Origin of the sequence: Pseudomonas putida (assembly GCF_028682475.1) — a bacterium.
Lineage (GTDB): Bacteria > Pseudomonadota > Gammaproteobacteria > Pseudomonadales > Pseudomonadaceae > Aquipseudomonas > Aquipseudomonas putida_AG.
The window spans coordinates 279,198-302,042 of the sequence record NZ_JANHLE010000002.1; the positions used below are offsets into that span (position 1 = coordinate 279,198).

22 protein-coding genes and 3 tRNA genes are annotated in these 22,845 nt (G+C 61.8%); 20 read left to right on the forward strand and 5 right to left on the reverse strand.

Features of this window, described 5'->3' with window-relative positions:
* Positions 1-105: 105 nt before the first annotated feature.
* The 3 genes from NPS47_RS03340 to NPS47_RS03350 all read left to right on the forward strand — a co-directional run bounded on the left by NPS47_RS03340 (position 106) and on the right by NPS47_RS03350 (position 425).
* Positions 106-181 (forward strand) — tRNA-Glu (locus NPS47_RS03340).
* A gap of 2 nt (positions 182-183) precedes the next feature.
* A tRNA-Gly gene (locus NPS47_RS03345) sits at positions 184-259 on the forward strand.
* A gap of 90 nt (positions 260-349) precedes the next feature.
* A tRNA-Gly gene (locus NPS47_RS03350) sits at positions 350-425 on the forward strand.
* A 103-nt stretch (positions 426-528) separates the two neighbouring features.
* Here the strand turns inward: NPS47_RS03350 and NPS47_RS03355 are convergent.
* Together NPS47_RS03355 and NPS47_RS03360 are read right to left on the reverse strand one after the other, a co-directional pair.
* Positions 529-936, reverse strand: a complete 408-nt coding sequence (locus NPS47_RS03355) for a PA2817 family protein (RefSeq protein ID WP_274293681.1) — start codon at positions 934-936, stop codon at positions 529-531.
* Between the two features lie 68 nt (positions 937-1,004).
* A complete protein-coding gene (locus tag NPS47_RS03360; protein WP_274293682.1) occupies positions 1,005-3,452 on the reverse strand; it encodes an acyl-CoA dehydrogenase in 2,448 nt (815 codons plus the stop codon).
* Between the two features lie 182 nt (positions 3,453-3,634).
* Here NPS47_RS03360 and NPS47_RS03365 point away from each other — a divergent pair, with 182 nt between their 5' ends.
* The 3 genes from NPS47_RS03365 (at position 3,635) to NPS47_RS03375 (ending at position 6,117) form a co-directional block, all read left to right on the forward strand.
* The gene (locus NPS47_RS03365; protein WP_274293683.1) at positions 3,635-4,258 is read left to right on the forward strand and encodes a glutathione S-transferase family protein; all 624 of its coding nucleotides are present in this window, start codon (positions 3,635-3,637) and stop codon (positions 4,256-4,258) included.
* A 138-nt stretch (positions 4,259-4,396) separates the two neighbouring features.
* Positions 4,397-5,341 carry an ABC transporter ATP-binding protein gene (locus tag NPS47_RS03370; RefSeq protein WP_274293684.1) on the forward strand — a complete coding sequence of 315 codons (945 nt, stop codon included), beginning with the start codon at positions 4,397-4,399 and terminating at the stop codon, positions 5,339-5,341.
* A complete protein-coding gene (locus NPS47_RS03375; protein ID WP_274293685.1) occupies positions 5,338-6,117 on the forward strand; it encodes an ABC transporter permease in 780 nt (259 codons plus the stop codon). Before NPS47_RS03370 ends, NPS47_RS03375 begins: the two co-directional genes overlap by 4 nt.
* Here NPS47_RS03375 and NPS47_RS03380 read toward each other — a convergent pair.
* Positions 6,085-6,627 (reverse strand): DUF2062 domain-containing protein, encoded by a 543-nt coding sequence (locus NPS47_RS03380; RefSeq protein ID WP_274293686.1) that lies wholly within the window; start codon positions 6,625-6,627, stop codon positions 6,085-6,087. The two genes, NPS47_RS03375 and NPS47_RS03380, sit on opposite strands and share 33 nt — an antisense overlap.
* 143 nt (positions 6,628-6,770) lie before the next feature.
* Here NPS47_RS03380 and NPS47_RS03385 point away from each other — a divergent pair, with 143 nt between their 5' ends.
* The 8 genes from NPS47_RS03385 (at position 6,771) to murB (ending at position 13,602) form a co-directional block, all read left to right on the forward strand.
* Positions 6,771-8,993, forward strand: coding sequence for a DNA internalization-related competence protein ComEC/Rec2 (locus tag NPS47_RS03385; protein WP_274293687.1), 2,223 nt, complete (start codon positions 6,771-6,773; stop codon positions 8,991-8,993).
* A 70-nt stretch (positions 8,994-9,063) separates the two neighbouring features.
* On the forward strand, positions 9,064-9,699 hold the full coding sequence (locus tag NPS47_RS03390) for a MotA/TolQ/ExbB proton channel family protein (RefSeq protein ID WP_038608555.1): 636 nt from the start codon (positions 9,064-9,066) through the stop codon (positions 9,697-9,699).
* Positions 9,696-10,127 (forward strand): ExbD/TolR family protein, encoded by a 432-nt coding sequence (locus NPS47_RS03395; protein WP_157191723.1) that lies wholly within the window; start codon positions 9,696-9,698, stop codon positions 10,125-10,127. The genes NPS47_RS03390 and NPS47_RS03395 overlap by 4 nt, the downstream gene beginning before the upstream one ends.
* On the forward strand, positions 10,127-11,137 hold the full coding sequence (lpxK, locus tag NPS47_RS03400) for a tetraacyldisaccharide 4'-kinase (protein ID WP_274293688.1): 1,011 nt from the start codon (positions 10,127-10,129) through the stop codon (positions 11,135-11,137). The genes NPS47_RS03395 and lpxK overlap by 1 nt, the downstream gene beginning before the upstream one ends.
* Positions 11,138-11,175: 38 nt before the next feature.
* Positions 11,176-11,361: a Trm112 family protein gene (locus tag NPS47_RS03405; protein ID WP_011532874.1), complete on the forward strand. Its 186-nt coding sequence runs from the start codon at positions 11,176-11,178 to the stop codon at positions 11,359-11,361.
* Entirely contained in the window at positions 11,358-12,122 is a 765-nt protein-coding gene (gene kdsB / locus NPS47_RS03410; RefSeq protein WP_274293689.1) for a 3-deoxy-manno-octulosonate cytidylyltransferase, read from the forward strand. Before NPS47_RS03405 ends, kdsB begins: the two co-directional genes overlap by 4 nt.
* Positions 12,122-12,586 (forward strand): low molecular weight protein-tyrosine-phosphatase, encoded by a 465-nt coding sequence (locus NPS47_RS03415; protein ID WP_274293690.1) that lies wholly within the window; start codon positions 12,122-12,124, stop codon positions 12,584-12,586. The genes kdsB and NPS47_RS03415 overlap by 1 nt, the downstream gene beginning before the upstream one ends.
* The gene (gene murB / locus NPS47_RS03420) at positions 12,583-13,602 is read left to right on the forward strand and encodes a UDP-N-acetylmuramate dehydrogenase (protein ID WP_274293691.1); all 1,020 of its coding nucleotides are present in this window, start codon (positions 12,583-12,585) and stop codon (positions 13,600-13,602) included. The genes NPS47_RS03415 and murB overlap by 4 nt, the downstream gene beginning before the upstream one ends.
* 133 nt (positions 13,603-13,735) lie before the next feature.
* Here the strand turns inward: murB and rne are convergent, their stop codons facing one another.
* Entirely contained in the window at positions 13,736-16,828 is a 3,093-nt protein-coding gene (gene rne, locus NPS47_RS03425; protein ID WP_274293692.1) for a ribonuclease E, read from the reverse strand.
* 748 nt (positions 16,829-17,576) lie between these two features.
* On the opposite strand from rne, the gene rluC reads away from it, so the two are divergent.
* From rluC to NPS47_RS03440, 3 genes are read left to right on the forward strand one after another with little or no spacing between them, the layout of a single operon-like run.
* Entirely contained in the window at positions 17,577-18,533 is a 957-nt protein-coding gene (rluC, locus tag NPS47_RS03430) for a 23S rRNA pseudouridine(955/2504/2580) synthase RluC (protein WP_010223216.1), read from the forward strand.
* Positions 18,523-19,200 carry an HAD family hydrolase gene (locus NPS47_RS03435; RefSeq protein WP_274293693.1) on the forward strand — a complete coding sequence of 226 codons (678 nt, stop codon included), beginning with the start codon at positions 18,523-18,525 and terminating at the stop codon, positions 19,198-19,200. Before rluC ends, NPS47_RS03435 begins: the two co-directional genes overlap by 11 nt.
* A 6-nt stretch (positions 19,201-19,206) precedes the next feature.
* Positions 19,207-20,190 (forward strand): S49 family peptidase, encoded by a 984-nt coding sequence (locus tag NPS47_RS03440; RefSeq protein WP_274293694.1) that lies wholly within the window; start codon positions 19,207-19,209, stop codon positions 20,188-20,190.
* 122 nt (positions 20,191-20,312) lie between these two features.
* Here the strand turns inward: NPS47_RS03440 and NPS47_RS03445 are convergent, their stop codons facing one another.
* The gene (locus NPS47_RS03445; protein ID WP_274293695.1) at positions 20,313-20,888 is read right to left on the reverse strand and encodes a Maf family protein; all 576 of its coding nucleotides are present in this window, start codon (positions 20,886-20,888) and stop codon (positions 20,313-20,315) included.
* A 95-nt stretch (positions 20,889-20,983) separates the two neighbouring features.
* On the opposite strand from NPS47_RS03445, the gene NPS47_RS03450 reads away from it, so the two are divergent.
* The 3 genes from NPS47_RS03450 to plsX are packed head-to-tail and all read left to right on the forward strand — an operon-like array spanning position 20,984 to position 22,721.
* On the forward strand, positions 20,984-21,511 hold the full coding sequence (locus NPS47_RS03450; RefSeq protein WP_010223220.1) for a YceD family protein: 528 nt from the start codon (positions 20,984-20,986) through the stop codon (positions 21,509-21,511).
* Positions 21,512-21,524: 13 nt separating this feature from the next.
* On the forward strand, positions 21,525-21,707 hold the full coding sequence (gene rpmF / locus NPS47_RS03455) for a 50S ribosomal protein L32 (protein ID WP_010223221.1): 183 nt from the start codon (positions 21,525-21,527) through the stop codon (positions 21,705-21,707).
* Positions 21,708-21,710: 3 nt separating this feature from the next.
* Complete coding sequence (plsX, locus tag NPS47_RS03460; RefSeq protein ID WP_274293696.1) at positions 21,711-22,721, forward strand: phosphate acyltransferase PlsX; 1,011 nt, start codon at positions 21,711-21,713, stop codon at positions 22,719-22,721.
* Positions 22,722-22,845 lie beyond the last annotated feature (124 nt).

The window sequence follows — 22,845 nt, forward strand, 5'->3', positions numbered from 1 at the left end:
ATTTATACAAAGGAGTTGACGAGCTTTATCAGCATCCCTAGAATGCGCGCCACTTGCAGCGTAAAGCACACAGCGCAACGCGGCAGGGAGTGAATGTTGTAGTGTGTCCCCTTCGTCTAGTGGCCTAGGACACCGCCCTTTCACGGCGGTAACAGGGGTTCGAGTCCCCTAGGGGACGCCAATGCGGGAATAGCTCAGTTGGTAGAGCACGACCTTGCCAAGGTCGGGGTCGCGAGTTCGAGTCTCGTTTCCCGCTCCAAATTTGGCGTCGCAGTATTTGAGTACTGCATGCGTTGGAAAGAAGGCCGATGGCCTTTTTTCTGTCCGGCACAGCCGGTTGCTTCATTTTGCGGGAATAGCTCAGTTGGTAGAGCACGACCTTGCCAAGGTCGGGGTCGCGAGTTCGAGTCTCGTTTCCCGCTCCAAACAAAGAAACGCCGTTCGCTTGAACGGCGTTTTTTTTCGTCCTGATTTTTATCGGGACTGCTGTGCGGCAGGGCATTTTTCAGCCCTGCGCACCTTTGCCACTCAGTGCTTGCTGTCGTCGTCAGACATGCTCAGCAGTTGCTTTTCCTGGTTCCAGTCAAACGGTTCGTCGTTCTGCTCCGCTTCGTAGCGGCGCTCTTCCAGGGTCTGGTACATCTGCTGCTCTTCGTCGGGCATGTAATGCAGACAGTCGCCACCGAAAAACCACAGCAGGTCACGTGGCACCAGGTGGGCGATCTGCGGGTAGCGCTGGATCACCTGGCACATCAGGTCCTGACCCAGGTAGATGCTCTCCGGGTCGACGGGCATCTGCAGCATCAGGTCGTCGAAGCGCTCCAGGAACAGCGCGTGGCTTTCTTCCGGCACCTGCTCGGCTTCACCCAGGGCAACCAGAATGGTACGCAGGTGGGTAAGCAGGGCGAGATGGTATTCCAGGCGATCGGTAGCCATGCTGGCAGTCCTCTTGAGCAAAAACGGGCGCGGGAGTATACGGCTCCCGGCGCCCGATGTCCCGGCCGTTAACGAATTTTGCCCGGCGTGGGCTGCAGTTCTTCTTTACTGAAGGCATCAACGTCAATGACCCGGCGCCGGGCTGTTTCGGCGGCCTCCAGGGTGTGTGCTTCTGTGGCCTGAAGGACGCCAGCGCGCAGGGCCGCCTCGATGGTCGATTCACCGGGCGTCGGGCTGACCTGGCCAGTCTTGAGGGCCTGACGCAGCTTCTCATGCAGCGGTGCGCATTCGTCGAGCAAGGTGCAGGCCTGCTGCAGGGCGCCCACCGGATCGTCGGCATCTTGCGGGCGATAGCAGCCGGCAAGCAGCTCTTCCAGCGCTGGATCGCCTTTGGCGCGGCCGATCAACGCGGCCACTTCGGCATCCAGCGCGTCGCTCGGGCCGGTGTGCCGGCGGCCGAACGGGAATACCACCAGGCGCAGGGCGCAGCCAAGGAAGCGATTGGGGAAGTTGTCGAGCAGCCGGTCCAGGGCTTTCTCGGCCTGGCCCAGGCTTTCTTCCAGGGCCCAGCTCAGCAGCGGTTGCAGGTGCTCCGGCGAGCCCAGGTCGTGATAACGCTTGAGCGCCGCCGAACTCAGGTAGAGGTGGCTCAGCACATCACCCAGGCGCGCGGACAGGCGTTCGCGACGTTTGAGTTCGCCGCCGAGCAGCATCATGCACAAGTCGGCGAGCAGGGCGAAGGCCGCGGCCTGGCGATTGAGTGCGCGGAAGTAGCCCTGGCTCAGGGCGTCACCCGGTACTTTCTCGAAATGCCCCAGGCCCAGCCCGAGAACCAAGGTGCTGGCGGCGTTGCCGACGGCGAAGCCGACGTGCTGCATCAGCAGCTGGTCGAACTCCCTGAGCGCCTGGTCGTGGTCCTCACGCCCGGCCAGGGCCATCTCCCTGAGCACGAACGGATGGCAGCGGATCGCGCCCTGGCCGAAGATCATCAGGTTGCGCGAGAGGATGTTGGCGCCCTCGACAGTGATGAAAATCGGTGCACCCTGCCAGTTGCGCCCCAGGTAGTTGTTCGGGCCCATGATGATGCCCTTGCCGCCGTGCACATCCATGGCGTGCTGAATGCACTCGCGGCCCCGTTCGGTCAGGTGGTACTTGAGAATCGCCGAGAGCACCGAGGGCTTTTCGCCCAGGTCCACGGCCTTGGCGGTGAGCAGGCGAGCGCTGTCCATCAGGAAGGCATTGCCGCCGATCCGTGCCAGGGATTCCTGGATGCCCTCGAAAGCGGCCAATGGCACGTTGAACTGTTCGCGAATCCGCGCATATTGGCCGGTAACCAGGCTGGTGTATTTGGCCGCGCCGGTGCCCACCGCCGGTAGGGAGATCGAGCGGCCGACCGACAGGCAGTTCATCAGCATCATCCAGCCTTTGCCGAGCATGTCCTGGCCGCCGATAAGGAAGTCCAGCGGCACGAACACATCCTTGCCGCTGTTGGGCCCGTTCATGAACGCGGCGCCCAGCGGCAAATGGCGTTGGCCGATCTCGACACCGGGAGTGTCGGTCGGAATCAGCGCCAGGCTGATACCCAGCTCTTCCTCCTCACCCAGCAGATGCTCCGGGTCGTAGGCCTTGAAGGCCAGGCCCAGCAAGGTCGCCACCGGGCCGAGGGTGATGTAGCGCTTTTCCCAGTTCAGGCGCAGGCCTATCACTTCCTCGCCTTGCCATTGGTCTTTGCAGATAACCCCGGTGTCGGGCATCGCGCCAGCATCGGAGCCGGCCAGCGGGCCGGTGAGGGCGAAGCAGGGGATTTCCTCGCCGCGTGCCAGGCGCGGCAGGTAATGCTGGCGCTGCGCGTCGGTGCCGTAGTGCAGCAACAGTTCAGCCGGGCCGAGGGAGTTGGGCACCATGACCGTCGAGGCCAGGTCGCCGCTGCGGGTGGCCAGCTTCATCGCCACCTGCGAGTGGGCATAGGCCGAGAAGCCTTTGCCGCCATATTCCCTGGGGATGATCAGGGCAAAGAAGCCGTTGGACTTGATGTGCTCCCAGGCGGCTGGCGGCAGGTCCAGGTCCTGACCGATCTGCCAGTCGCTGACCATGGCGCACAGCGCTTCGGTGGGGCCGTCGATGAAGGCTTGTTCTTCTTCAGTCAGCTCGGCCTTGGAGTAATCGAGCAAGGTGTTCCAGTTCGGGCGGCCGCTGAACAGTTCGCCATCCCACCAGACGGTGCCGGCATCGATAGCCTCGCGCTCGGTCTGCGACATCGCTGGCAGGGTGCGCTTGAACCAGGCGAACAGCGGGCCGCTGAAGACTTTGCGGCGCAGCTCCGGCAGCAGTACCAGTGCGGCCTTGGCTCCCAGCACCAGCCAGAAGAATGCCAGTAGCCAGCCGGGGGCGTGACTGAAAATGCCCATCAGCAGCACATACCCTGCAAGCAGGGCCAGCGCCGGCACGGCGGCAATGCGCCGGTGGGCAAGGTAGGCCGCACCGATCACCAGAACCAATAACCACAACAGCAACATAGTCTTTCCTCCGTGAAACTTAAGGGCTTTTGCGATCCATCAGAGCTTAGACCGCATCCGCCAATCGGCTTGTCAGAACAGTGACAGGCTGTGGCTGCAGGAGTTCGCCTGGATGCGTGGGCGATTGTCAGGGCGAGCGCCTGGGGTAGACTGGGCGACCGCACATTCATCAGGACGCCGTTATGCTCAAGATCTGGGGCCGGAAGAATTCGACCAATGTCAGGAAGGCACTGTGGTGCGCGCAAGAGTTGGGGCTGGAGTACGAATCGATCGATGCCGGTGGTGCCTTCGGCCTGGTCAACGAACCTCAGTACCGCGCATTGAATCCCAATGGCCTGGTGCCGATGATCGAAGATGACGGCCTGGTGCTCTGGGAGTCCAATGCCATTGTGCGCTACCTGTCGGCGCAGTACGGCAGTGACTCGGGCTGGTACGAGCCTGATGCGCGCAAGCGCGCCGAGGCGGACAAGTGGATGGACTGGGTGACCTCTTCCCTGGCGACGCCGTTTCGCCCGTTGTTCTGGGGCATCCTGCGCACGCCTGCAGATCAGCAGGACTGGGTTGCGATCAATGCCGCACACAAGACCTGCGCGCAGCTGCTGTCGATTGCTGACCAGGCCTTGGCGCACAAGCCTTACCTGTCCGGCGACGAGCTGGGCATGGGCGATATCCCGCTGGGCTGCTTTGCCTATGCCTGGTTCGAGATGCCTATCGAACGTCCTGAAATGCGCCACCTGCGCGCCTGGTACGAGCGTTTGCAAGAGCGCCCGGCCTATCAGGCAGCGGTCATGACCGCGCTGACCTGATCACAACGGTTAACCTGATAGTCATTATCGATACACATGACTGTACTTGTATGGCCTGGACAAGCACCATGGTCATATTCACTGCGGCCGGCCTGTCCGGTCGCGTCTTGAACCTTTAAAACTGGTACGCGACCCGCTATGAGTTCTGCTCTGTCCATAAGGCAGCTAACCAAAACCTACGGCAACGGTTTCCAGGCCCTCAAGGGGATTGACCTGGATGTCGCCGAAGGTGACTTCTTTGCCTTGCTCGGTCCCAATGGCGCTGGCAAGTCCACCACCATTGGCATCCTCTCGACCCTGGTCAACAAGACCAGCGGTACGGTGAGTATTTTTGGCCACGACCTCGATCGCCAGCCGGCCGCACTCAAGCGCAGCATCGGTGTGGTGCCGCAGGAGTTCAACTTCAACCAGTTCGAAAAGACCTTCGACATCGTCGTGACCCAGGCCGGTTACTACGGCATCCCGGCGAAAGTGGCCAAGGAACGCGCCGAGAAGTACCTGACCCAGCTCGGCCTGTGGGACAAGCGCGATGTGCCATCGCGTTCACTGTCGGGCGGCATGAAACGTCGTTTGATGATCGCCCGGGCGTTGATCCATGAGCCGCGCTTGCTGATTCTCGATGAGCCGACCGCAGGTGTGGATATCGAACTGCGCCGCTCGATGTGGAGCTTTCTCACCGAGCTGAACCAGCAGGGCATCACCATCATTCTGACCACCCATTACCTGGAAGAGGCCGAACAGCTGTGCCGACACATCGGCATCATCGACCACGGCACGATTGTCGAGAACACCAGCATGCGCGAGCTGCTCGGCAAGCTGCATGTCGAGACCTTCCTGCTCGATCTCAAGAATGATCTGCAGCAAGCCCCGCAACTGATCGGCTATCCGTGCCGTCTGCTCACCCCGAACACCCTGGAAGTGCAGGTGGACAAGGGCGTGGACAACGAAGCGGGGATTACCGGTCTGTTCAGCCAGCTGGCGGTGCAGAACATCGAAGTGCAAAGCCTGCGCAACAAGACCAACCGCCTTGAGGAGCTGTTCGTGTCACTGGTCGAGAAAAACCTGGCGAAGGTGGCGGTATGAGTTCGGAGCTGAGCGCCAACCTGGTCGCCCTCAATACCATTGTCCACCGCGAAGTGCGTCGTTTCACCCGGATCTGGCCGCAGACCCTGCTTCCCCCGGCAATCACCATGGTCTTGTACTTTGTGATCTTCGGGAACCTGATTGGCCGGCAGATTGGTGACATGGGTGGTTTCACCTACATGGAGTACATTGTGCCCGGGCTGATCATGATGTCGGTGATCACCAACTCCTACGGCAACGTGGTTTCGAGCTTCTTTGGCAGCAAATTCCAGCGCTCGATCGAAGAGTTGATGGTATCGCCGGTTTCGCCGCACACCATCCTGATAGGCTACACCCTCGGCGGGGTACTGCGTGGTCTGGCGGTGGGGGTGATTGTCACGGCGCTGTCGCTGTTTTTCACGCACCTGCAGGTGCACCATCTGGGCGTGACTATCCTGGTGGTGCTGCTGACCGCGACGATCTTTTCGCTGCTCGGCTTCATCAATGCGGTGTTTGCGCGCAACTTCGACGACATCTCGATCATTCCGACCTTCGTCCTCACACCGTTGACCTACCTGGGCGGGGTGTTCTACTCGATCAACCTGTTGCCGCCATTCTGGCAGACGGTGTCGTTGGCCAACCCGGTGCTGCACATGGTCAACTCGTTCCGTTACGGCATTCTCGGGGTTTCGGACATTCGCATCAGCGTGGCCATCAGCTTCATGCTCATTGCCACGGCTGTGCTGTACGTCGGCTGCGTGCGCCTACTGGTCAGTGGGCGAGGAATGCGCAGCTGAGACCTTTTGCTTGCGTCGGTGCCACTGCCGGCCTACCCACCAGCGCCAGTAGAGCATGGTCAGGCAGTAGGCCAGGGCACCGAGGAGCAGGCCGCAGACCACCGAGCCGAGCAGAAACGGCTGCCACAGGGTCGACAGCTCGCCGGTGATCCACTCGAAGGTCAATTCGTCCGGCAAGGTTCTGGCTGGCACCTGCATCAGCCAGGCGCCCATCTGGTAGGTGCAGTAGAACACCGGCGGCATGGTGAACGGGTTGGTCAGCCAGACCAGGCTGACAGCAATCGGCATGTTGCCACGCACCAGGATCGCCAGGCTGGCGGCCAGGAGCATTTGCATCGGCACCGGAATGAATGCCGCGAACAGGCCGACAGCCATCGCCCGCGCCACTGAATGACGATTCAGGTGCCAGAGGTTCGGGTCATGCAATAGCCGGCCGAGAAAGCGTAAGGATTTGTGTTCCCTGATGCTGGTCGGGTCGGGCATGTAGCGTTTGAAGAGACGACGCGGCATGTAGGCTCTCGACTGGGTGAAGGGGGCAAGTATGCACCGATTCTAAAAAGCCCCCATTACAGACTTTGTGACAATTATTGAGTGAGCTGTCGGCTCCACTGATCTAAGCCTCAAAGGGTGGATCTGTTCTGGAGCTGTAAACCATGCGCACAGGGATGTTAGCGCTGGCACTGGGCCTGCTGTGCCTGCGTGCCTTACCGGTATTGCCATCGGTCGGGATCGTCGTTTTGATGGCCTTGGTTGGGCTGTGTTGTCTGCCTTGGCGAGTTCGTCCGCTCGGGCTGTTCCTGCTCGGCCTGTGCTGGGCCTGTCTATCGGCGCAGCAAGCGCTGGATGATCGTCTGGCGCCTGCGCTCGATGGTCGTACTGTGTGGCTGGAGGGCAGGGTGGTCGGCTTGCCCGCGCACAACGGCCGGTCAATTCGATTCGAACTCGATGCCGCTCAATCTCGCCGCGCGCAGTTGCCGCAGCGCCTGCAACTGAGCTGGTTTGCCGGGCCGCAGGTGAACAGTGGCGAGCGCTGGCGGCTGGCGGTCACCCTCAAGCGTCCCAATGGCTTGCTCAACCCGCATGGTCCGGACCGCGAGGCCGCCTTGCTGGCCCGGCGGATTGGCGCCACCGGTAACGTCAAGGCCGGGGAGCGGCTGACGCCTGCCGAGGGCGCCTGGCGCGACGGGCTGCGTCAGCGCTTGTCGGGTGTGGATGCCCAGGGGCGCGAGGCAGAGCTGGTTGCCCTGGTACTGGGCGATGGCGCAGGGTTGGCCCGGGACAGCTGGCAAACGCTGCAGGCGACCGGCACGGTGCACTTGCTGGTGATCTCCGGGCAGCATGTCGGCCTGCTGGCCGGAATGGTCTATGGGCTGATAGCCGGTTTGGCGCGGCTTGGACTTTGGCCGCAGGCCTTGCCCTGGTTGCCCTGGGCCTGTGGCGCAGCCTTTGCCGCCGCGCTGGGTTACGGCTTGCTGGCCGGTTTTCAGGTGCCGGTACAGCGCGCCTGCATGATGCTCGCGGTGGTGCTGCTCTGGCGTTTGCGCTATCGCCATCTGGGGGTGGGCTTACCGTTGTTGCTGGCACTCAATGCCGTGTTGCTGTGGGAGCCGCTGGCCAGTCTGCTGCCCGGATTCTGGCTGTCTTTTGCCGCGGTTGCGGTGCTGCTCTTCACCTTCAGTGGCCGGCTCGGGGTCTGGAGCCCCTGGCGGGCGTGGGGACGGGCGCAGTGGTTGATTGCCTTGGGATTGCTGCCGGTGTTGATCGCTTTGGGGCTGCCGGTCAGTCTCAGTGCGCCGCTGGCCAACTTGTTTGCCGTGCCCTGGATCAGCCTGGCGGTGCTGCCAGTGGCATTGCTGGGAACCCTGCTGCTGCCTGTGCCGTTAGTGGGGCAAGGATTGCTCTGGCTGGCAGGTGGTCTGCTTGGCGTGCTGTTCGGCCTGCTGGAAAACCTCGCCCACATTCAGCCTGCATGGACACCGGAGTATTTGTCATGGCCGCTCTGGGCATTGCTCTGGCTGGGAGCTGTGCTGCTGTTACTGCCCCGTGGTCTGCCAATGCGTGTGCTCGGCTGGCCATTGCTCCTGCTGGCTGCGTTTGCGCCACGAGAGTGGGTACCGCATGGCCAAGTAGAAGTCTGGCAACTGGACGTCGGCCAGGGTCTGGCGTTCGTGCTGCGTACCCGTCAGCACGCGATGCTGTATGACGCCGGGCCTGCGCTGGGTGATCACGATCTGGGGGAGCGGGTCGTTCTACCGACTTTGCGCAAGTTGGGGGTGCACGAGCTCGATCTGATGCTACTCAGTCACGCCGACGCCGATCATGCTGGCGGCGCCCTGGCGATCAAGCGCGGATTGCCGGTGCATCAGGTGCGCGGCGGTGAATCGGCGCGGCTTGCGTCAGCCTTGCAAGCGTTGCCCTGTGTCAATGGCGAGCGCTGGCAGTGGGATGGGGTGAATTTTTCGGTCTGGCAGTGGCGCGGTGCCCGCGACAGTAACCAGGACTCCTGCGTACTGCTGGTTGAGGCGGGTGGCGAGCGGCTATTGCTTGCCGGTGATCTCGATGCCGCTGGCGAGCGGGCCTGGATCAGCGACTGGCAAGCTACCCGGGTCGACTGGCTGCAGGCACCGCACCATGGCAGTCGCACCTCATCCAGCCAGGCGTTGCTGGCAGCCACGGCGCCGCGTGGCGTATTGATTTCCAGGGGGCGCTACAACGCGTTTGGCCATCCCCATGCCGAAGTCATGGAGCGCTACCGGATAAATGGCATCGAAGCCTTCGACAGTGCTGTGCACGGCGCGCTGCGCCTGCGTCTGGGGACTTTCGGCGAGCCGCTGGGGATGCGCAGCCAGCGGCGCTTCTGGCGTGACCCGAGTTGACGACCTTCGGCAGATGAGCGTCCAAGGGTCCTATGGTAGAGTGGCGGACTTTTTCAAGGGGATGCTAACTGTGTGGGAATTGGTCAAGTCCGGTGGTTGGATGATGCTGCCGATCATTCTGAGTTCCATCGCCGCCATGGCTATCGTCGCCGAGCGTCTCTGGACCCTGCGCGCCAGCCGGGTCACCCCGCCGCACCTGCTGGGTCAGGTGTGGTTGTGGATCAAAGACAAGCAGCTGACCAGTGACAAGCTCAAGGCCCTGCGCGCCGATTCGCCGTTGGGTGAGATCCTCGCGGCTGGCCTGGCTAACTCCCGGCATGGCCGCGAGATCATGAAAGAGTGCATTGAAGAAGCTGCAGCCCGGGTTATCCACGAGCTGGAGCGCTATATCAATGCCTTGGGCACCATTGCCGCGATGGCGCCATTGCTCGGTCTGCTCGGCACTGTGCTGGGCATGATCGATATCTTCAGTGCCTTCATGGGGACCGGCATGACCACCAATGCCGCGGTGCTGGCCGGCGGTATCTCGAAAGCCTTGATTACCACCGCAGCCGGTCTGATGGTCGGTATTCCGTCGGTGTTCTTCCACCGCTTCCTGCAGCGCCGTATCGACGAACTGGTGGTCGGCATGGAGCAAGAGGCGATCAAGCTGGTCGAAGTGGTGCAGGGCGACCGTGACGTCGACCTGGCCGAGGGCAAGGCGTGAAATTCCGGCGCAAGGCACGGGAGACCGTGGACATCAACCTGGCGTCATTGATCGACGTGGTGTTTATCCTGTTGCTGTTTTTCGTGGTGACTACCACCTTCACCCGCGAAACCCAGCTGCGGGTCGAGCTGCCGGAGTCTGTCAGTGGTGCGCCCGCACCCGACAGCGAGCTCAAGCAACTGGAGATCACCATCAGCGCCGATGGCGTCTATTCGCTGAACAACAACCTGTTGCCCAAGAGCGATCTGGCGACGCTGACCGAAGCCCTGCAGAAAGAATCTGCCGGTGACACCAAACTGCCGTTGTCGATCAGCGCCGACGGCAAGACCCCGCACCAGGCGGTGGTCACTGCCATGGATGCGGCCGGCAAGCTCGGTTTCAGCCAGTTGCGCATGACCACCGTCGAGGCGGCCCAAGGAACGCCTTGATGGCTTTTGCCGACCGTCTGCTCAATGCCTGGTACGCCGGGCATCCGGCTCTGGGCCTGCTGCGCCCGCTCGAGGCGCTCTATCGCCGGGTGGTGCTACGCAAACGCGCGCGCTTCCTCAGCGGCGAAAGTCCAAGCTACCGCGCCCCGGTGCCGGTGATCGTGGTGGGCAATATCACCGTTGGCGGCACCGGCAAGACACCGATGATCCTCTGGTTGATCGAGCATTGCCGTCAGCAAGGCCTGCGCGTCGGTGTGGTCAGTCGTGGCTATGGCGCCAAACCGCCGCAATTGCCCTGGCGGGTGCGCGCTGAACAAAGTGCGGCCGAGGCCGGGGATGAGCCATTGCTGATCGTCCAGCGCAGCGGCGTACCGCTGATGATTGATCCCGACCGTTCGCGCGCCGTGCAGGCGTTGCTGGCCAGCGAGCCAGTGGACCTGATCCTGTGTGACGACGGCATGCAGCATTACCGCCTGGCCCGTGACCTGGAGCTGGTGTTGATCGATGCCGCCCGGGGCTTGGGTAATCGCCGCTGTCTGCCCGCAGGTCCTCTGCGCGAGCCGGTGGAGCGCCTGCAGGAGGTGGATGCACTGCTCTACAACGGCGCCACCGCCGATCGTGACGATGGCTATGGGTTTGCCCTCAAGCCAACCGCGCTGGTCAACCTGCGCAGCGGCGAGCGCGTAAGCGTGCAGCACTTCCCGGCGGGTCAAGCGGTTCACGCGGTTGCCGGCATTGGTAACCCGCAACGTTTCTTCAATACCCTGCAGGGGCTAAACTGGCGGCCTGTGCCGCACCCGTTTGCCGATCATGCCGAGTACAGCGCCCAGGCCCTGAGCTTCAGCCCTGCGCTGCCGCTGGTCATGACCGAGAAAGACGCGGTCAAATGCCGTGCCTTTGCAGCTGACGACTGGTGGTACCTGGCGGTCGACGCTGTGCCTTCACCGGCCTTTGTGGCCTGGTTCGACGGCCAGCTTGAGCGACTGTTGCAGGCGCCATCGCAGCCCTGATTCTTTTCTTTTTCCGGCCACTGGCCTGAGGAATATCCATGGACACCAAACTGCTCGACATCCTGGCCTGCCCGATCACCAAAGGCCCGCTCAAACTCAGCGCCGACAAGACCGAGCTGATCAGCAAGGGCGCTGGCCTGGCCTATCCGATCCGCGACGGTATCCCGGTGATGCTCGAAAGCGAAGCCCGTACCCTGACCGATGAAGAGCGTCTGGACAAATGAGCTTGACCTTCACTGTGGTGATTCCGGCGCGGCTGGCTTCTACCCGTCTGCCGGGCAAGCCGTTGCTGCCGATTGCTGGCAAGCCGATGATTCAGCACGTCTGGGAGCAGGCGCGCAAGAGCAGCGCCAGTCGCGTGGTGATTGCCACCGATGATGCCGGTATCTACCAGGTCTGCGAGGCCTTTGGCGCTGAAGTGCTGATGACCCGCGAAGACCATGATTCGGGTACCGACCGACTGGCCGAAGTGGCCACCAAACTCGGGCTGGCTGCGGACGCCATTGTCGTCAATGTCCAGGGCGATGAGCCGCTGATTCCGCCGGTCATCATTGACCAGGTGGCGGCCAACCTCGCGGCGCATCCAGAAGCAGGCATTGCGACCCTGGCCGAACCGATCAGCGACGTCACGGCGGTGTTCAATCCCAATGCGGTCAAAGTGGTCAGCGACTGCAATGGCCTGGCGTTGACTTTCAGCCGGGCGCCATTGCCCTGGGCGCGGGATGTGTTTGCCCAGAGCCGCGATACGCTGCCAGAAGGCGTGCCTTTTCGTCGGCACATCGGCATGTACGCTTACCGTGCGGGTTTCCTGCAGGATTTCGTTGGCTGGGGACCTTGCTGGCTGGAGCGCACCGAATCGCTTGAGCAGCTGCGGGCGCTCTGGCACGGCGTGCGTATTCACGTCGCCGATGCCATCGAGGCGCCACCGGTGGGTGTCGATACTCCCGAAGACCTCGAGCGCGTACGGCGCATTCTGGAGGCCTGATGCGGGTTCTGTTCGTGTGCCTGGGCAATATCTGCCGCTCGCCCACCGCCGAGGGCGTATTGCGCCACCAGCTTCAGGTCGAAGGCCTGGGCGAGCTGATTGAAGTGGCCTCGGCCGGTACCGGTGACTGGCATGTCGGCAAACAGCCGGACAGCCGCACCCGTCGTGCCGCGCAATTGCGCGGCTATGACCTGTCGCAGCAGCGCGCACAGCAGGTCAAGCCCAGGCATTTCAATGATTACGACCTGATCCTGGCGATGGACAAGAGCAACCTTGGCCATCTGCGGGCCATGCAACCCGCCGGGGCAAAAGCCGAGCTGGACCTGTTCCTGCGTCGCTATGAGGGCGTGCTGGATGAAGTGCCGGATCCTTACTACGGCGGTGAGCAAGGTTTCGAGCAGGTACTTGATCTGATCGAAGCTGCCTGCCGCCAATTGGTCATCGAACTCAAGGGTCGTCTATGAGCGCTCAGTGGCAGGAGCAGGTATCGCTCAAGCCGTACAACACCTTCGGTATTGACGTCAGGGCGCGGTATTTCACCGAAGCTCACAACGATGACGAAGTTCGACAGGCCCTGGCGGACGCCAGGCAGCATGATGTTCCGGTGCTGGTCATTGGCGGCGGCAGCAATCTGCTGTTGACCGCGGATGTGCAGGCCTTGGTGTTGCGTATGGCCAGTCGTGGTCTGCGCATCCTGGCTGATGATGGTCGGCGGGTGATTGTCGAAGCCGAGGCCGGGGAGCCCTGGCATCCTTTCGTGCAGTGGAGCCTGGCGCAAGGCCTGGCAGGGCTGGAGAACCTCAGCCTGATTCCCGGTACCGTCGGTGCCGCGCCGATGCAAAACATTGGTGCCTACGGGGTCGAGATCAAGGATGTCTTCGTCGGGTTGACCGCGCTGGATCGCGAGACCGGCGAGTTGCATGACTTTGATCTTGAAGGGTGCCAGTTTGCCTACCGCGACAGCCTGTTCAAACAGCATCCGGGGCGCTGGCTGATTCTGCGTGTGCGTTTTGCCTTGAGTCGCGTCATGCAGGCGCATCTGGACTACGGGCCGGTGCGTCAGCGCTTGAGCGAACAGGGTATCAGTCAGCCGACGGCGCAGAATGTCAGCGATGCGATTTGCAGCATTCGTCGGGAGAAACTGCCAGACCCGGTCGAGTTGGGCAATGCCGGGAGCTTCTTCAAGAACCCGGTGGTCGCCGCTGTGCTGGCCGACAAGATTCGTCTGCAGTATCCGGGGCTGGTGGCTTATCCACAGGCTGACGGGCAGATGAAGCTGGCGGCGGGCTGGCTGATCGAACAGGCAGGCTGGAAAGGTCACCGTGAAGGCGATGCCGGGGTGCACCGTTTGCAGTCGTTGGTACTGGTCAACTATGGCCAGGCCACTGGCCTGCAGTTGCATCAGTTGGCGCAGAAAATCCAGGCTGACATTCTTGAGCGCTTCGGCGTCAGGCTTGAGATGGAGCCGAATCTGTACTGATCGCTGTGGGAGCGGGCTTGCCCCGCGATTGCAGCACATCAGTTGCATCGCATCGCGGGGCAAGCCCGCTCCCACAGAGGCCATAAAAAAAGCCCCGCCAGTTACCTGGCGGGGCTTTTTACTGCCTGGATGATCAGACGAGCGGTTTGTGCTCTTCTGCAGTTTCCAGGGCTTCAGCTTGTTGCTCTACCGGTGCGGCTTGGGCGGCGGCAGCAGCTGCTGCTTCGGCCTCACGCTTGCGGCGACGCACTTCACGCGGGTCGTTGGGTGCACGGCCGTTTGGCAGCATCACTACCGGGGCTTCGGCCACCGCTGGCTCGGCAGCAGGTGCCTGTTCCGCAGCAACCGGCGCTGGCTCGGCAACAGCCGGCTTGGCAGTTTCAGCTTCGGCTTCAACCACTGGGGCCTGAACAACTTCTGGCTCGCGTGGTGCTTCAACGACAGGCTCGGCGGCGACAGCTACTTCAACCGGTGCTTCTACAACTGGCTGAGGGGCAACGTCGACAACCGGCTCAATGCTCGCTTCCACTGCAGCCACAGGTTCGCTGAATGGCTGCTCGACCACTGGGGCGATTACCACTTCTTCAGCAACGACAGGCTGTTGCGCTTCAACCACAACAGGTTCGACCACAGCAGGTTCGGTTGCTTCAACGGTCTCTACGGCGACAACCTCAGCAGCTACCGGGGCAGCCTCTTCAATGGCGGCAGTAGCGCGTTCAGCTTGAACGTTGGCTTGCGCTTCGGCTTCAGCGCTGATGTTGCTGGTGGCAACTGCAGCGGTGACTGCCAGGCCAGCTGCCAGGTCGGCGGCCGACGGCTCGTTGCCTTCTTCGCTACCGTCTTCGGTGCCTTCAACGACGTTGCCGTTGGCATCACGCTGACGCTCACGACGGTTGCTGCGGCGACGCTGGCCACGGGAGCGGCGACGTGGGCGTTCGCCGTCGGTGCCTTCCTGGTTGTCGTCCTGCAGCAGTTCTTCGTTCGGCAATTGCTCCTCAGCCGCTTCCGCAGCCTGCTCGGCTGGACGAGGCTGGCGCTCTTCACGTGGCGCACGTGGCTGACGCTCTTCGCGTGGCGCACGTTCTTCACGAGGCGCGCGCTCTTCGCGTGGTGCACGCTCTTCACGTGGGCTGCGCTCTTCACGAGGCTGGCGTTCTTCACGCGGGGCGCGCTCAGGACGCTCTTCACGCACGGCCGGGGTGGCAGCATCCAGCGGCTCGCGCAGTTCGCGGACCGGACGGTCTTCGCGGGAGCGGCGCTCTTCACGCGGGGCGCGAGGCTGACGCTCTTCGCGTGGCTGACGTGGAGCGCGCTCTTCGCGGGCCTGGGTTTCTTCACGGGCTTCGCGTGGTTGACGCTCTTCACGCGGTGCGCGCTCTTCGCGAGGCTTGCGATCTTCATCGCGACGGCCATTGCGGTTGCGGCTCTGCTGACGACCGTTGCGGCGCTCTTCGTTACGCTGCGGGCGCTCGGTGGCCGGTTTTTCGGCAACCACTGGGGCGGCGGCAGGCTCTTCCTTGCCGGCGAACAGGCTGACCAGCGACTTCACCAGGCCTTTGAACAGGCTTGGTTCTGGCGCGACGTGGACCGGTGCGGCAGGTTGTTCCGGGGCAGCTGGAACCGGAGCATTGGCGCGAGCCGGTGCAGTCTTGACCGCGGCTTCCTGGCGAACCAGGGTGCGGGTGGCGGCAGTCGGCTGGACTTCTTCGGTCTCGGCGGCGGCGATTTCGTAGCTGGACTGGCTGCTCAGCGCTTCCGGGCTGTCGTCGCGCAGGCGCTGGACTTCGAAGTGCGGAGTTTCCAGGTGGTCGTTCGGCAGGATGACGATACGCGCCCGGGTGCGCAGTTCGATCTTGGTGATCGAGTTGCGTTTTTCATTGAGCAGGAAGGCTGCAACAGGAATCGGCACTTGTGCGCGAACTTCAGCGGTGCGGTCTTTCAGGGCTTCTTCTTCGATCAGGCGCAGGATCGCCAGCGACAGGGATTCGACGTCACGGATGATGCCGGTGCCGCTGCAGCGCGGGCAGACGATGCCGCTGCTTTCGCCCAGGGACGGACGCAGGCGCTGACGGGACATTTCCAGCAGGCCGAAGCGCGAGATGCGGCCAACCTGTACGCGGGCACGGTCGGCTTCCAGGCACTCGCGTACCTTTTCTTCGACGGCGCGCTGGTTCTTGGCTGGGGTCATGTCGATGAAGTCGATGACGATCAGACCGCCGATGTCACGCAGGCGCAGCTGGCGGGCGATTTCTTCAGCCGCTTCCAGGTTGGTCTGCAGGGCGGTTTCCTCGATGTCGCTGCCTTTGGTGGCGCGCGCCGAGTTGATGTCGATGGACACCAGGGCTTCGGTCGGGTCGATGACGATCGAGCCGCCGGACGGCAGGTCGACCACACGCTGGAAGGCGGTTTCGATCTGGCTTTCGATCTGGAAGCGGTTGAACAGCGGAACGCTGTCTTCATACAGCTTGATCTTGCTGGCGTACTGCGGCATCACCTGGCGGATGAAGGTCAGGGCTTCTTCCTGGGCGTCGATGCTGTCGATCAGTACTTCGCCGATGTCCTGGCGCAGGTAGTCGCGGATGGCGCGGATGATGACGTTGCTTTCCTGGTAGATCAGGAAAGGCGCAGCGCGGTCCTGCGAGGCTTCTTTGATGGCAGTCCACAGCTGCAGCAGGTAATCCAGGTCCCACTGCATTTCTTCGCTGCTGCGGCCAAGGCCGGCAGTGCGCACGATCAGGCCCATGTCGGCAGGGGCGACCAGGCCGTTCAGGGCTTCGCGCAGTTCATTGCGCTCTTCGCCTTCGATGCGGCGGGAGATGCCACCGGCACGCGGGTTGTTCGGCATCAGCACCAGGTAACGGCCAGCCAGGCTGATAAAGGTGGTCAGGGCGGCGCCCTTGTTGCCGCGCTCTTCTTTCTCGACCTGGACGATAACTTCCTGGCCTTCGCTGAGCACTTCCTTGATGTTCACCCGGCCTTCCGGGGACTTCTTGAAGTATTCGCGGGAGATTTCTTTCAACGGCAGAAAGCCATGGCGTTCGGAGCCGAAGTCGACGAAAGCGGCTTCCAGGCTGGGTTCGATCCGGGTGATCCGGCCTTTGTAGATGTTGGCCTTCTTCTGCTCGCGCGCACCGGACTCGATGTCCAGGTCGTAGAGACGTTGGCCGTCTACCAGAGCTACACGCAACTCTTCGGGTTGAGTCGCGTTAATCAGCATTCTTTTCATGTAATACCGTCGGTTTCCGGGCTGCCGGAAACGGCGTTCGGCACACACGACTTCTCACGGTCGGTGTCAGGTGCGCAAGGGGTGGCGGGCCACCCCCGTGTCCAGCGACTGTCGAGCCAGACTGGTAACCCAGTACTGCCGAAGTCGCGACGACGCGTCCTGCTTGCTGTGGTGTCAAATGCACTCAGTCAGGAGGAGGAATCAGCCTTCGGCCGTGGACGCCCTGGGGGCATCTTGATCAAGACCGGGTCCGGTCGCCTGGCCAGAAGGCCTGTGGACTGGACGCGGTGCTACACGGTCCGACGGTTGTGCATCTCCACCCTACACGTATCCCTGATAATTCGGGTGCTGCCGCGCGCTGAATCCGCAACGGGTTGCATTTATCGCCAGCTCCAATACGGGAGCCCGCGCCTTTTATGTCCAAGGCTGGTATTTCCGAAGCTTTCACCATGACTGCGTGAAATTGACGGCACTGACAGAGTGGCATCGAAAAAAACATCGGGGGAGGGCAAAACACCGCTCTTGTCGTTTTTTATCGGTCTTCTCTGCACGGCGCTGGTGGCGATTCCAGGCAATTCTGTAAACTGGCAAAAGCCCCGTCGGACGGCCTCGCGTCCTCGAGATTTTGCGTCGGTCAGGGCCGGCTAGAAGCCGTGAGTCCGCTGCCCAGCCGCTTTTGGCGGCGTTCGCGACTATAGCAGCAATCATTAAGTGCTTCAAATCCATAAAAAATTGTTATGATTGGCAAATGACGACTAATGCCCCTCCGACCTCCGGCGTCCAGCTGATCGAGGTCGCGCCGGAACTTGCCGGCCAACGAATCGATAATTTTCTCATCACTGCACTCAAGGGTGTTCCCAAGACCTTGATTTACCGCATTTTGCGTAAAGGCGAAGTGCGGGTGAACAAGGGCCGGATCAAGCCCGAGTACAAGTTGCAGGCCGGCGACATCGTGCGCGTGCCGCCCGTTCGTCTGCCCGAGCGCGACGAGCCTGTGCCGGTGGCTCAGGGTTTGCTTCAGCGCCTTGAGGCCGCCATCGTCTATGAAGACAAGGCCTTGATCGTGCTGAACAAACCGGCGGGGATCGCCGTGCATGGCGGTAGCGGTCTGAATTTCGGCGTGATCGAAGCCTTTCGTCAGATGCGTCCGGATGCCAAGGAGCTGGAGCTGGTCCATCGCCTGGACCGCGACACCTCAGGGCTGTTGATGATTGCCAAAAAGCGCAGCATGTTGCGTCACCTGCATGCCGCATTGCGCGGTGATGGTGTCGACAAGCGCTACATGGCGCTGGTCCGTGGTCACTGGGCAACGGCGAAAAAGCAGGTCAATGCGCCGCTGCTCAAGAGCAATCTGCGTTCTGGCGAGCGTATGGTCGAGGTTAACGACGAAGGCAAGGAGGCGCTGACCATTTTCCGCGTGCTGCGTCGTTTTGGTGAATTTGCCACCATCGTCGAGGCGCGCCCGATCACCGGTCGTACCCACCAGATCCGCGTGCACGCCTTGCATGCCGGGCACTGCATCGCCGGTGACAGCAAGTACGGCGATGAAGATTTCACTCGCGAGATTCGCGACCTGGGCGGTAAGCGTCTGTTTCTGCATGCCTATGCCCTGACCGTGCCGCTGCCTGATGGTGGCGAGCTCAAGCTCGAGGCACCGGTGGACGAGATGTGGGCCAAGACTGTGGAGCGCTTGAGTGCGGCGTGATTACGATCTGCTGATCTTCGATTGGGATGGCACGCTGGCTGACTCGGTCGGGCGCATTGTCGAAGCCATGCATCTGGCCGCAGGTCGCGCCGGTCACGCTACCTGCGATGACGAGGCGGTCAAGGGTATAATTGGCCTGGCGCTGTCCGAAGCGATCGCCACGCTGTATCCGCACCTGGATGCCGAGCAGGTGGCGGTGTTCCGTCAGCACTATGCCGATGTGTACATGGCATTGGACGAGCAGCCGTCGCCCTTGTTCGACGGCGTGGTGGAGTCGCTGGAAGCGTTTCGTGCACAGGGCTATCGTCTGGCGGTGGCTACCGGCAAGGCGCGTCGGGGTCTGGATCGGGTGCTGCGGGCCAATGGTTGGCAGGATTACTTCGATATCACTCGCGCTGCCGACGAGAGTCGTGGCAAGCCCCATCCGCAAATGCTCGAAGAAATTCTGGCGCATTGCCGGGTCGAGCCGGGCAGGGCGTTGATGGTCGGCGATTCGTCGTTCGACCTGTTGATGGCCAGCAACGCTGGCATGCATTCGGTGGCTGTTGCCTACGGGGCCATGTCGCCGCAAGCACTGAGTGCTTTCGGGCCACAAGTCTGTATCGAGCACTTTTCACAGTTGCAGGCCTGGCTGAGCCGGTCGCCTGTCGCGGTAATTCCAGGGTAGGTGAGCATGGCTGACGAGTGGAAGGCGCCAAGCGCCGAAGGCAACGAAGAGCAGAAAAGCTGGAAGCTGCTGGAGAAAACCCTCCTGGCGGGTGTGCAGGAGCAGCGTCGTGCGCGGCGCTGGGGGATCTTCTTCAAGCTGCTGACCTTCGTCTATCTGTTTGGCATTCTCGCGCTGTTCAGTCCCTTGATGAATGTGGACAAGGCTGCTTCCCGAAGCGTCAGTCACACCGCGCTGGTTGAAGTGCGCGGGATGATTGCCGATCAGGAGCCCGCCAGTGCCGATAACATCGTTGGCGGCTTGCGCGAAGCGTTCAAGGATTCGAAAACCAAGGCGGTGATCCTGCGGATCAACAGTCCGGGTGGCAGCCCTGTGCAGTCGGGCTACATCTATGACGAAATTCGTCGTCTGCGCGCCGAGTACCCGCAAATCAAGCTGTACGCGGTGATCAGTGATCTGGGTGCTTCCGGTGCCTATTACATCGCCAGCGCTGCGGACCAGATCTATGCCGACAAGGCCAGTCTGGTCGGTTCCATTGGTGTCACGGCGGCCGGTTACGGCTTTGTCGGCACCATGGAGAAGCTCGGTGTCGAGCGCCGTACCTACACGGCGGGCGAGCACAAGGCCTTCCTCGATCCGTTCCAGCCGCAGAAGCCTGAGGAGACCGCGTTCTGGCAGGGCGTTCTGGAAACCACCCATAAGCAGTTCATTGCCAGCGTCAAGCAAGGGCGTGGTGATCGCCTGAAAGACAAAGAGCATCCTGAGTTGTTCAGCGGCCTGATCTGGTCGGGTGAGCAGGCACTGGCCCTGGGGCTGGTGGATGGCCTGGGCAGCGCCGGTTACGTGGCGCGCGAAGTGGTAGGCGAGAAAGAATTGGTCGACTTCACCATCGAAGAGTCGCCGTTCGATCGCTTCTCCAAGCGCCTGGGTACCAGTATTGCCGAGCGTCTGGCGCTGTGGATGGGCTTTCAGGGGCCGTCGTTGCGCTGAGTGCGAGCGAAGTGAAAAAAGCCCCGGCAGATGTCGGGGTTTTTTATTTGGGGGCGGTGGGAGCGGGCTTGCCCCGCGATTGTGAGCTGCCAGTTGAGTCGCATCGCGGGGCAAGCCCGCTCCTACAGGGTTACGCCTTCGATCAGGAGCATGTCCACCAGTCGAATCAGCGGCAGGCCGACCAGGCTGGTGGCATCGACGCCATGGGTGCCCTGAAACAGGCTGACGCCCAAGCCTTCGGCCTTGAAGCTGCCAGCGCAGTCATAAGGCTCTTCGGCGCGCAGGTAGCGTTCGATGCGCGCCAGGTCCAGTTCGCGCATGTTGACCGTGAACGGCACGCAATCGACCTGGCAGTGGCCGGTAGCGCTATTGAGCAGCGCCAGGCCAGTAAGAAAGGTGACGTGGTTGCCGCTGGCGGCCAGCAATTGCTCGCAGGCCCGCTCAAAGGTGTGCGGTTTGCCGAGGATCTGCTCGCCGAGCACGGCGACCTGGTCCGAGCCGATGATCAGGTGCTCGGGATGGCTGGTGGCCAGGGCCTGGGCTTTCTCTCGTGCCAGGCGTTTGACCAGGTCAACGGCAGGCTCTTCGGGCAGGCGGTGTTCGTCGATATCCGGTGAAGCCCAGCTGAAGGGCAGGCGCAAGCGTTCAAGTAATTCGCGCCTGTAGGGCGAGCTGGAAGCCAGTAATAAAGGCAGCATGATAAACTCCTGGGCAGGTGAAACGATTCTAACATGCTGAACGGGGCCGAATTTCCTTTGACAGGGGCGGGGGTCATCCCTAGAATGCTGCGCCTATGTTGAATGACCCGATTCCACCTCACGTTGACCCGCGCAAATTGGCCGATCGTGGTGTTTCCCTCGAAGGAACACTGCAACTCGCCGATTTGGAGAGACTCTGCGACCCGCTTTCCGACACTGTCGGTACGGTGCAGGCTAAATTCGATTTTGAGCGAGACGAGCAGAAGGCTGTGGTTATCCACACCGACCTGAGCGTCGAGGTCAAGATGGTTTGCCAGCGTTGTCTTGAGCTGGTCACCCTGCCGATCCACAGCGAATGCACTTACGCCGTGGTGAAGGAGGGTGCGAATACCCAGTCGTTGCCGAAAGGTTATGACGTGCTGGAACTGGGCGAAGATCCTTTGGATCTGCAGGCCTTGGTCGAGGAGGAGCTTTTGCTCGCCCTGCCCATCGTGCCTGCTCATCATCCGGAAGAATGCCAGCAGCCGGCGGGCGCCGATGAGCCCGAACCGAGCAAGGACGAGGTAACACGGTCCAACCCGTTCAGTGTATTGGCGCAGTTAAAGCGTGACCCAAACGTTTAGGAGTTAATCAATTATGGCTGTTCAGCAGAACAAAAAATCCCGCTCTGCCCGTGACATGCGCCGTTCGCACGACGCTCTCTCGGAAAACGCTCTGTCCGTAGAGAAAACCACTGGTGAAGTACACCTGCGTCACCACGTATCGCCAGAAGGCGTATACCGTGGTCGTAAAGTGATCGACAAGGGCGCTGACGAGTAATCCTTGTCCGCTCAGATCATCGCGATTGACGCAATGGGCGGGGACTTCGGTCCCCGCAGCATTGTTCAGGCGAGTATTGCTTGCCTGTCGGCTACCCCCTCGCTGCACCTGACCCTTGTCGGTCAACCCTCCCTCCTTGAAGATCTTATCGCTGGCCAGTCGGCAGCGGATCGCGCGCGCCTGCAGATTGTTGCCGCCAGCGAAGTGATCGGCATGGATGAGCGGCCCTCGCAAGCGTTGCGTGGCAAGCCCGATTCGTCCATGCGCGTGGCCCTGGAATTATTGCGTGATGGCAAGGTTCAGGCCTGCGTAAGTGCTGGTAATACCGGCGCGCTGATGGCGCTGTCGCGCTATGTGCTGAAAACCCTGCCCGGTATCGACCGTCCGGCCATGGTGGCGGCCATTCCGACCCAGACCGGCTATTGTCAGTTGCTCGACCTGGGCGCCAATGTCGACTGCAGCGCCGAAAACCTCTACCAGTTCGCCGTGATGGGCTCGGTGGCGGCTCAAGCCCTGGGTATCTCCCGGCCGCGGGTGGCCTTGCTGAATGTCGGTACCGAAGACATCAAGGGCAACCAGCAGGTCAAACTCGCCGCCAACATGTTGCAGAACGCCCGCGGGTTGAACTACATCGGCTTTGTCGAAGGTGACGGGTTGTACCGTGGAGAGGCGGATGTGGTGGTGTGTGACGGCTTTGTCGGCAACATCCTGCTCAAGTCCAGCGAAGGTCTGGCGACCATGATCGGTGCGCGCATCGAAGCCCTGTTCAAGGGCGGGCTCGGTGCACGCCTGGCCGGTGCCGTGGCCATGCCGCTGCTCAAGCGCCTGCAGGCCGACCTGGCACCGGCGCGGCATAATGGCGCAAGCTTTCTGGGGTTGCAGGGCATCGTCATCAAAAGCCATGGTTCTGCCGGCGTGCAGGGCTTTCAGAGTGCCATTCAGCGCGCTTTGATCGAGATTCAGGAGAATCTGCCGCAGCGCCTGCACGGGCGCCTGGAAGATCTGTTGCTTTAGGCATATGCCTCAGGAAGTGGTTAAATGTGACCGCTTGGTCCTCATTACCATCCAAGTCTTCAGTTTCTTGTGCTCAGCCTGGTGCTGGGTGCTTCATTTCCGACGACAAGATCATTAGGGGCTT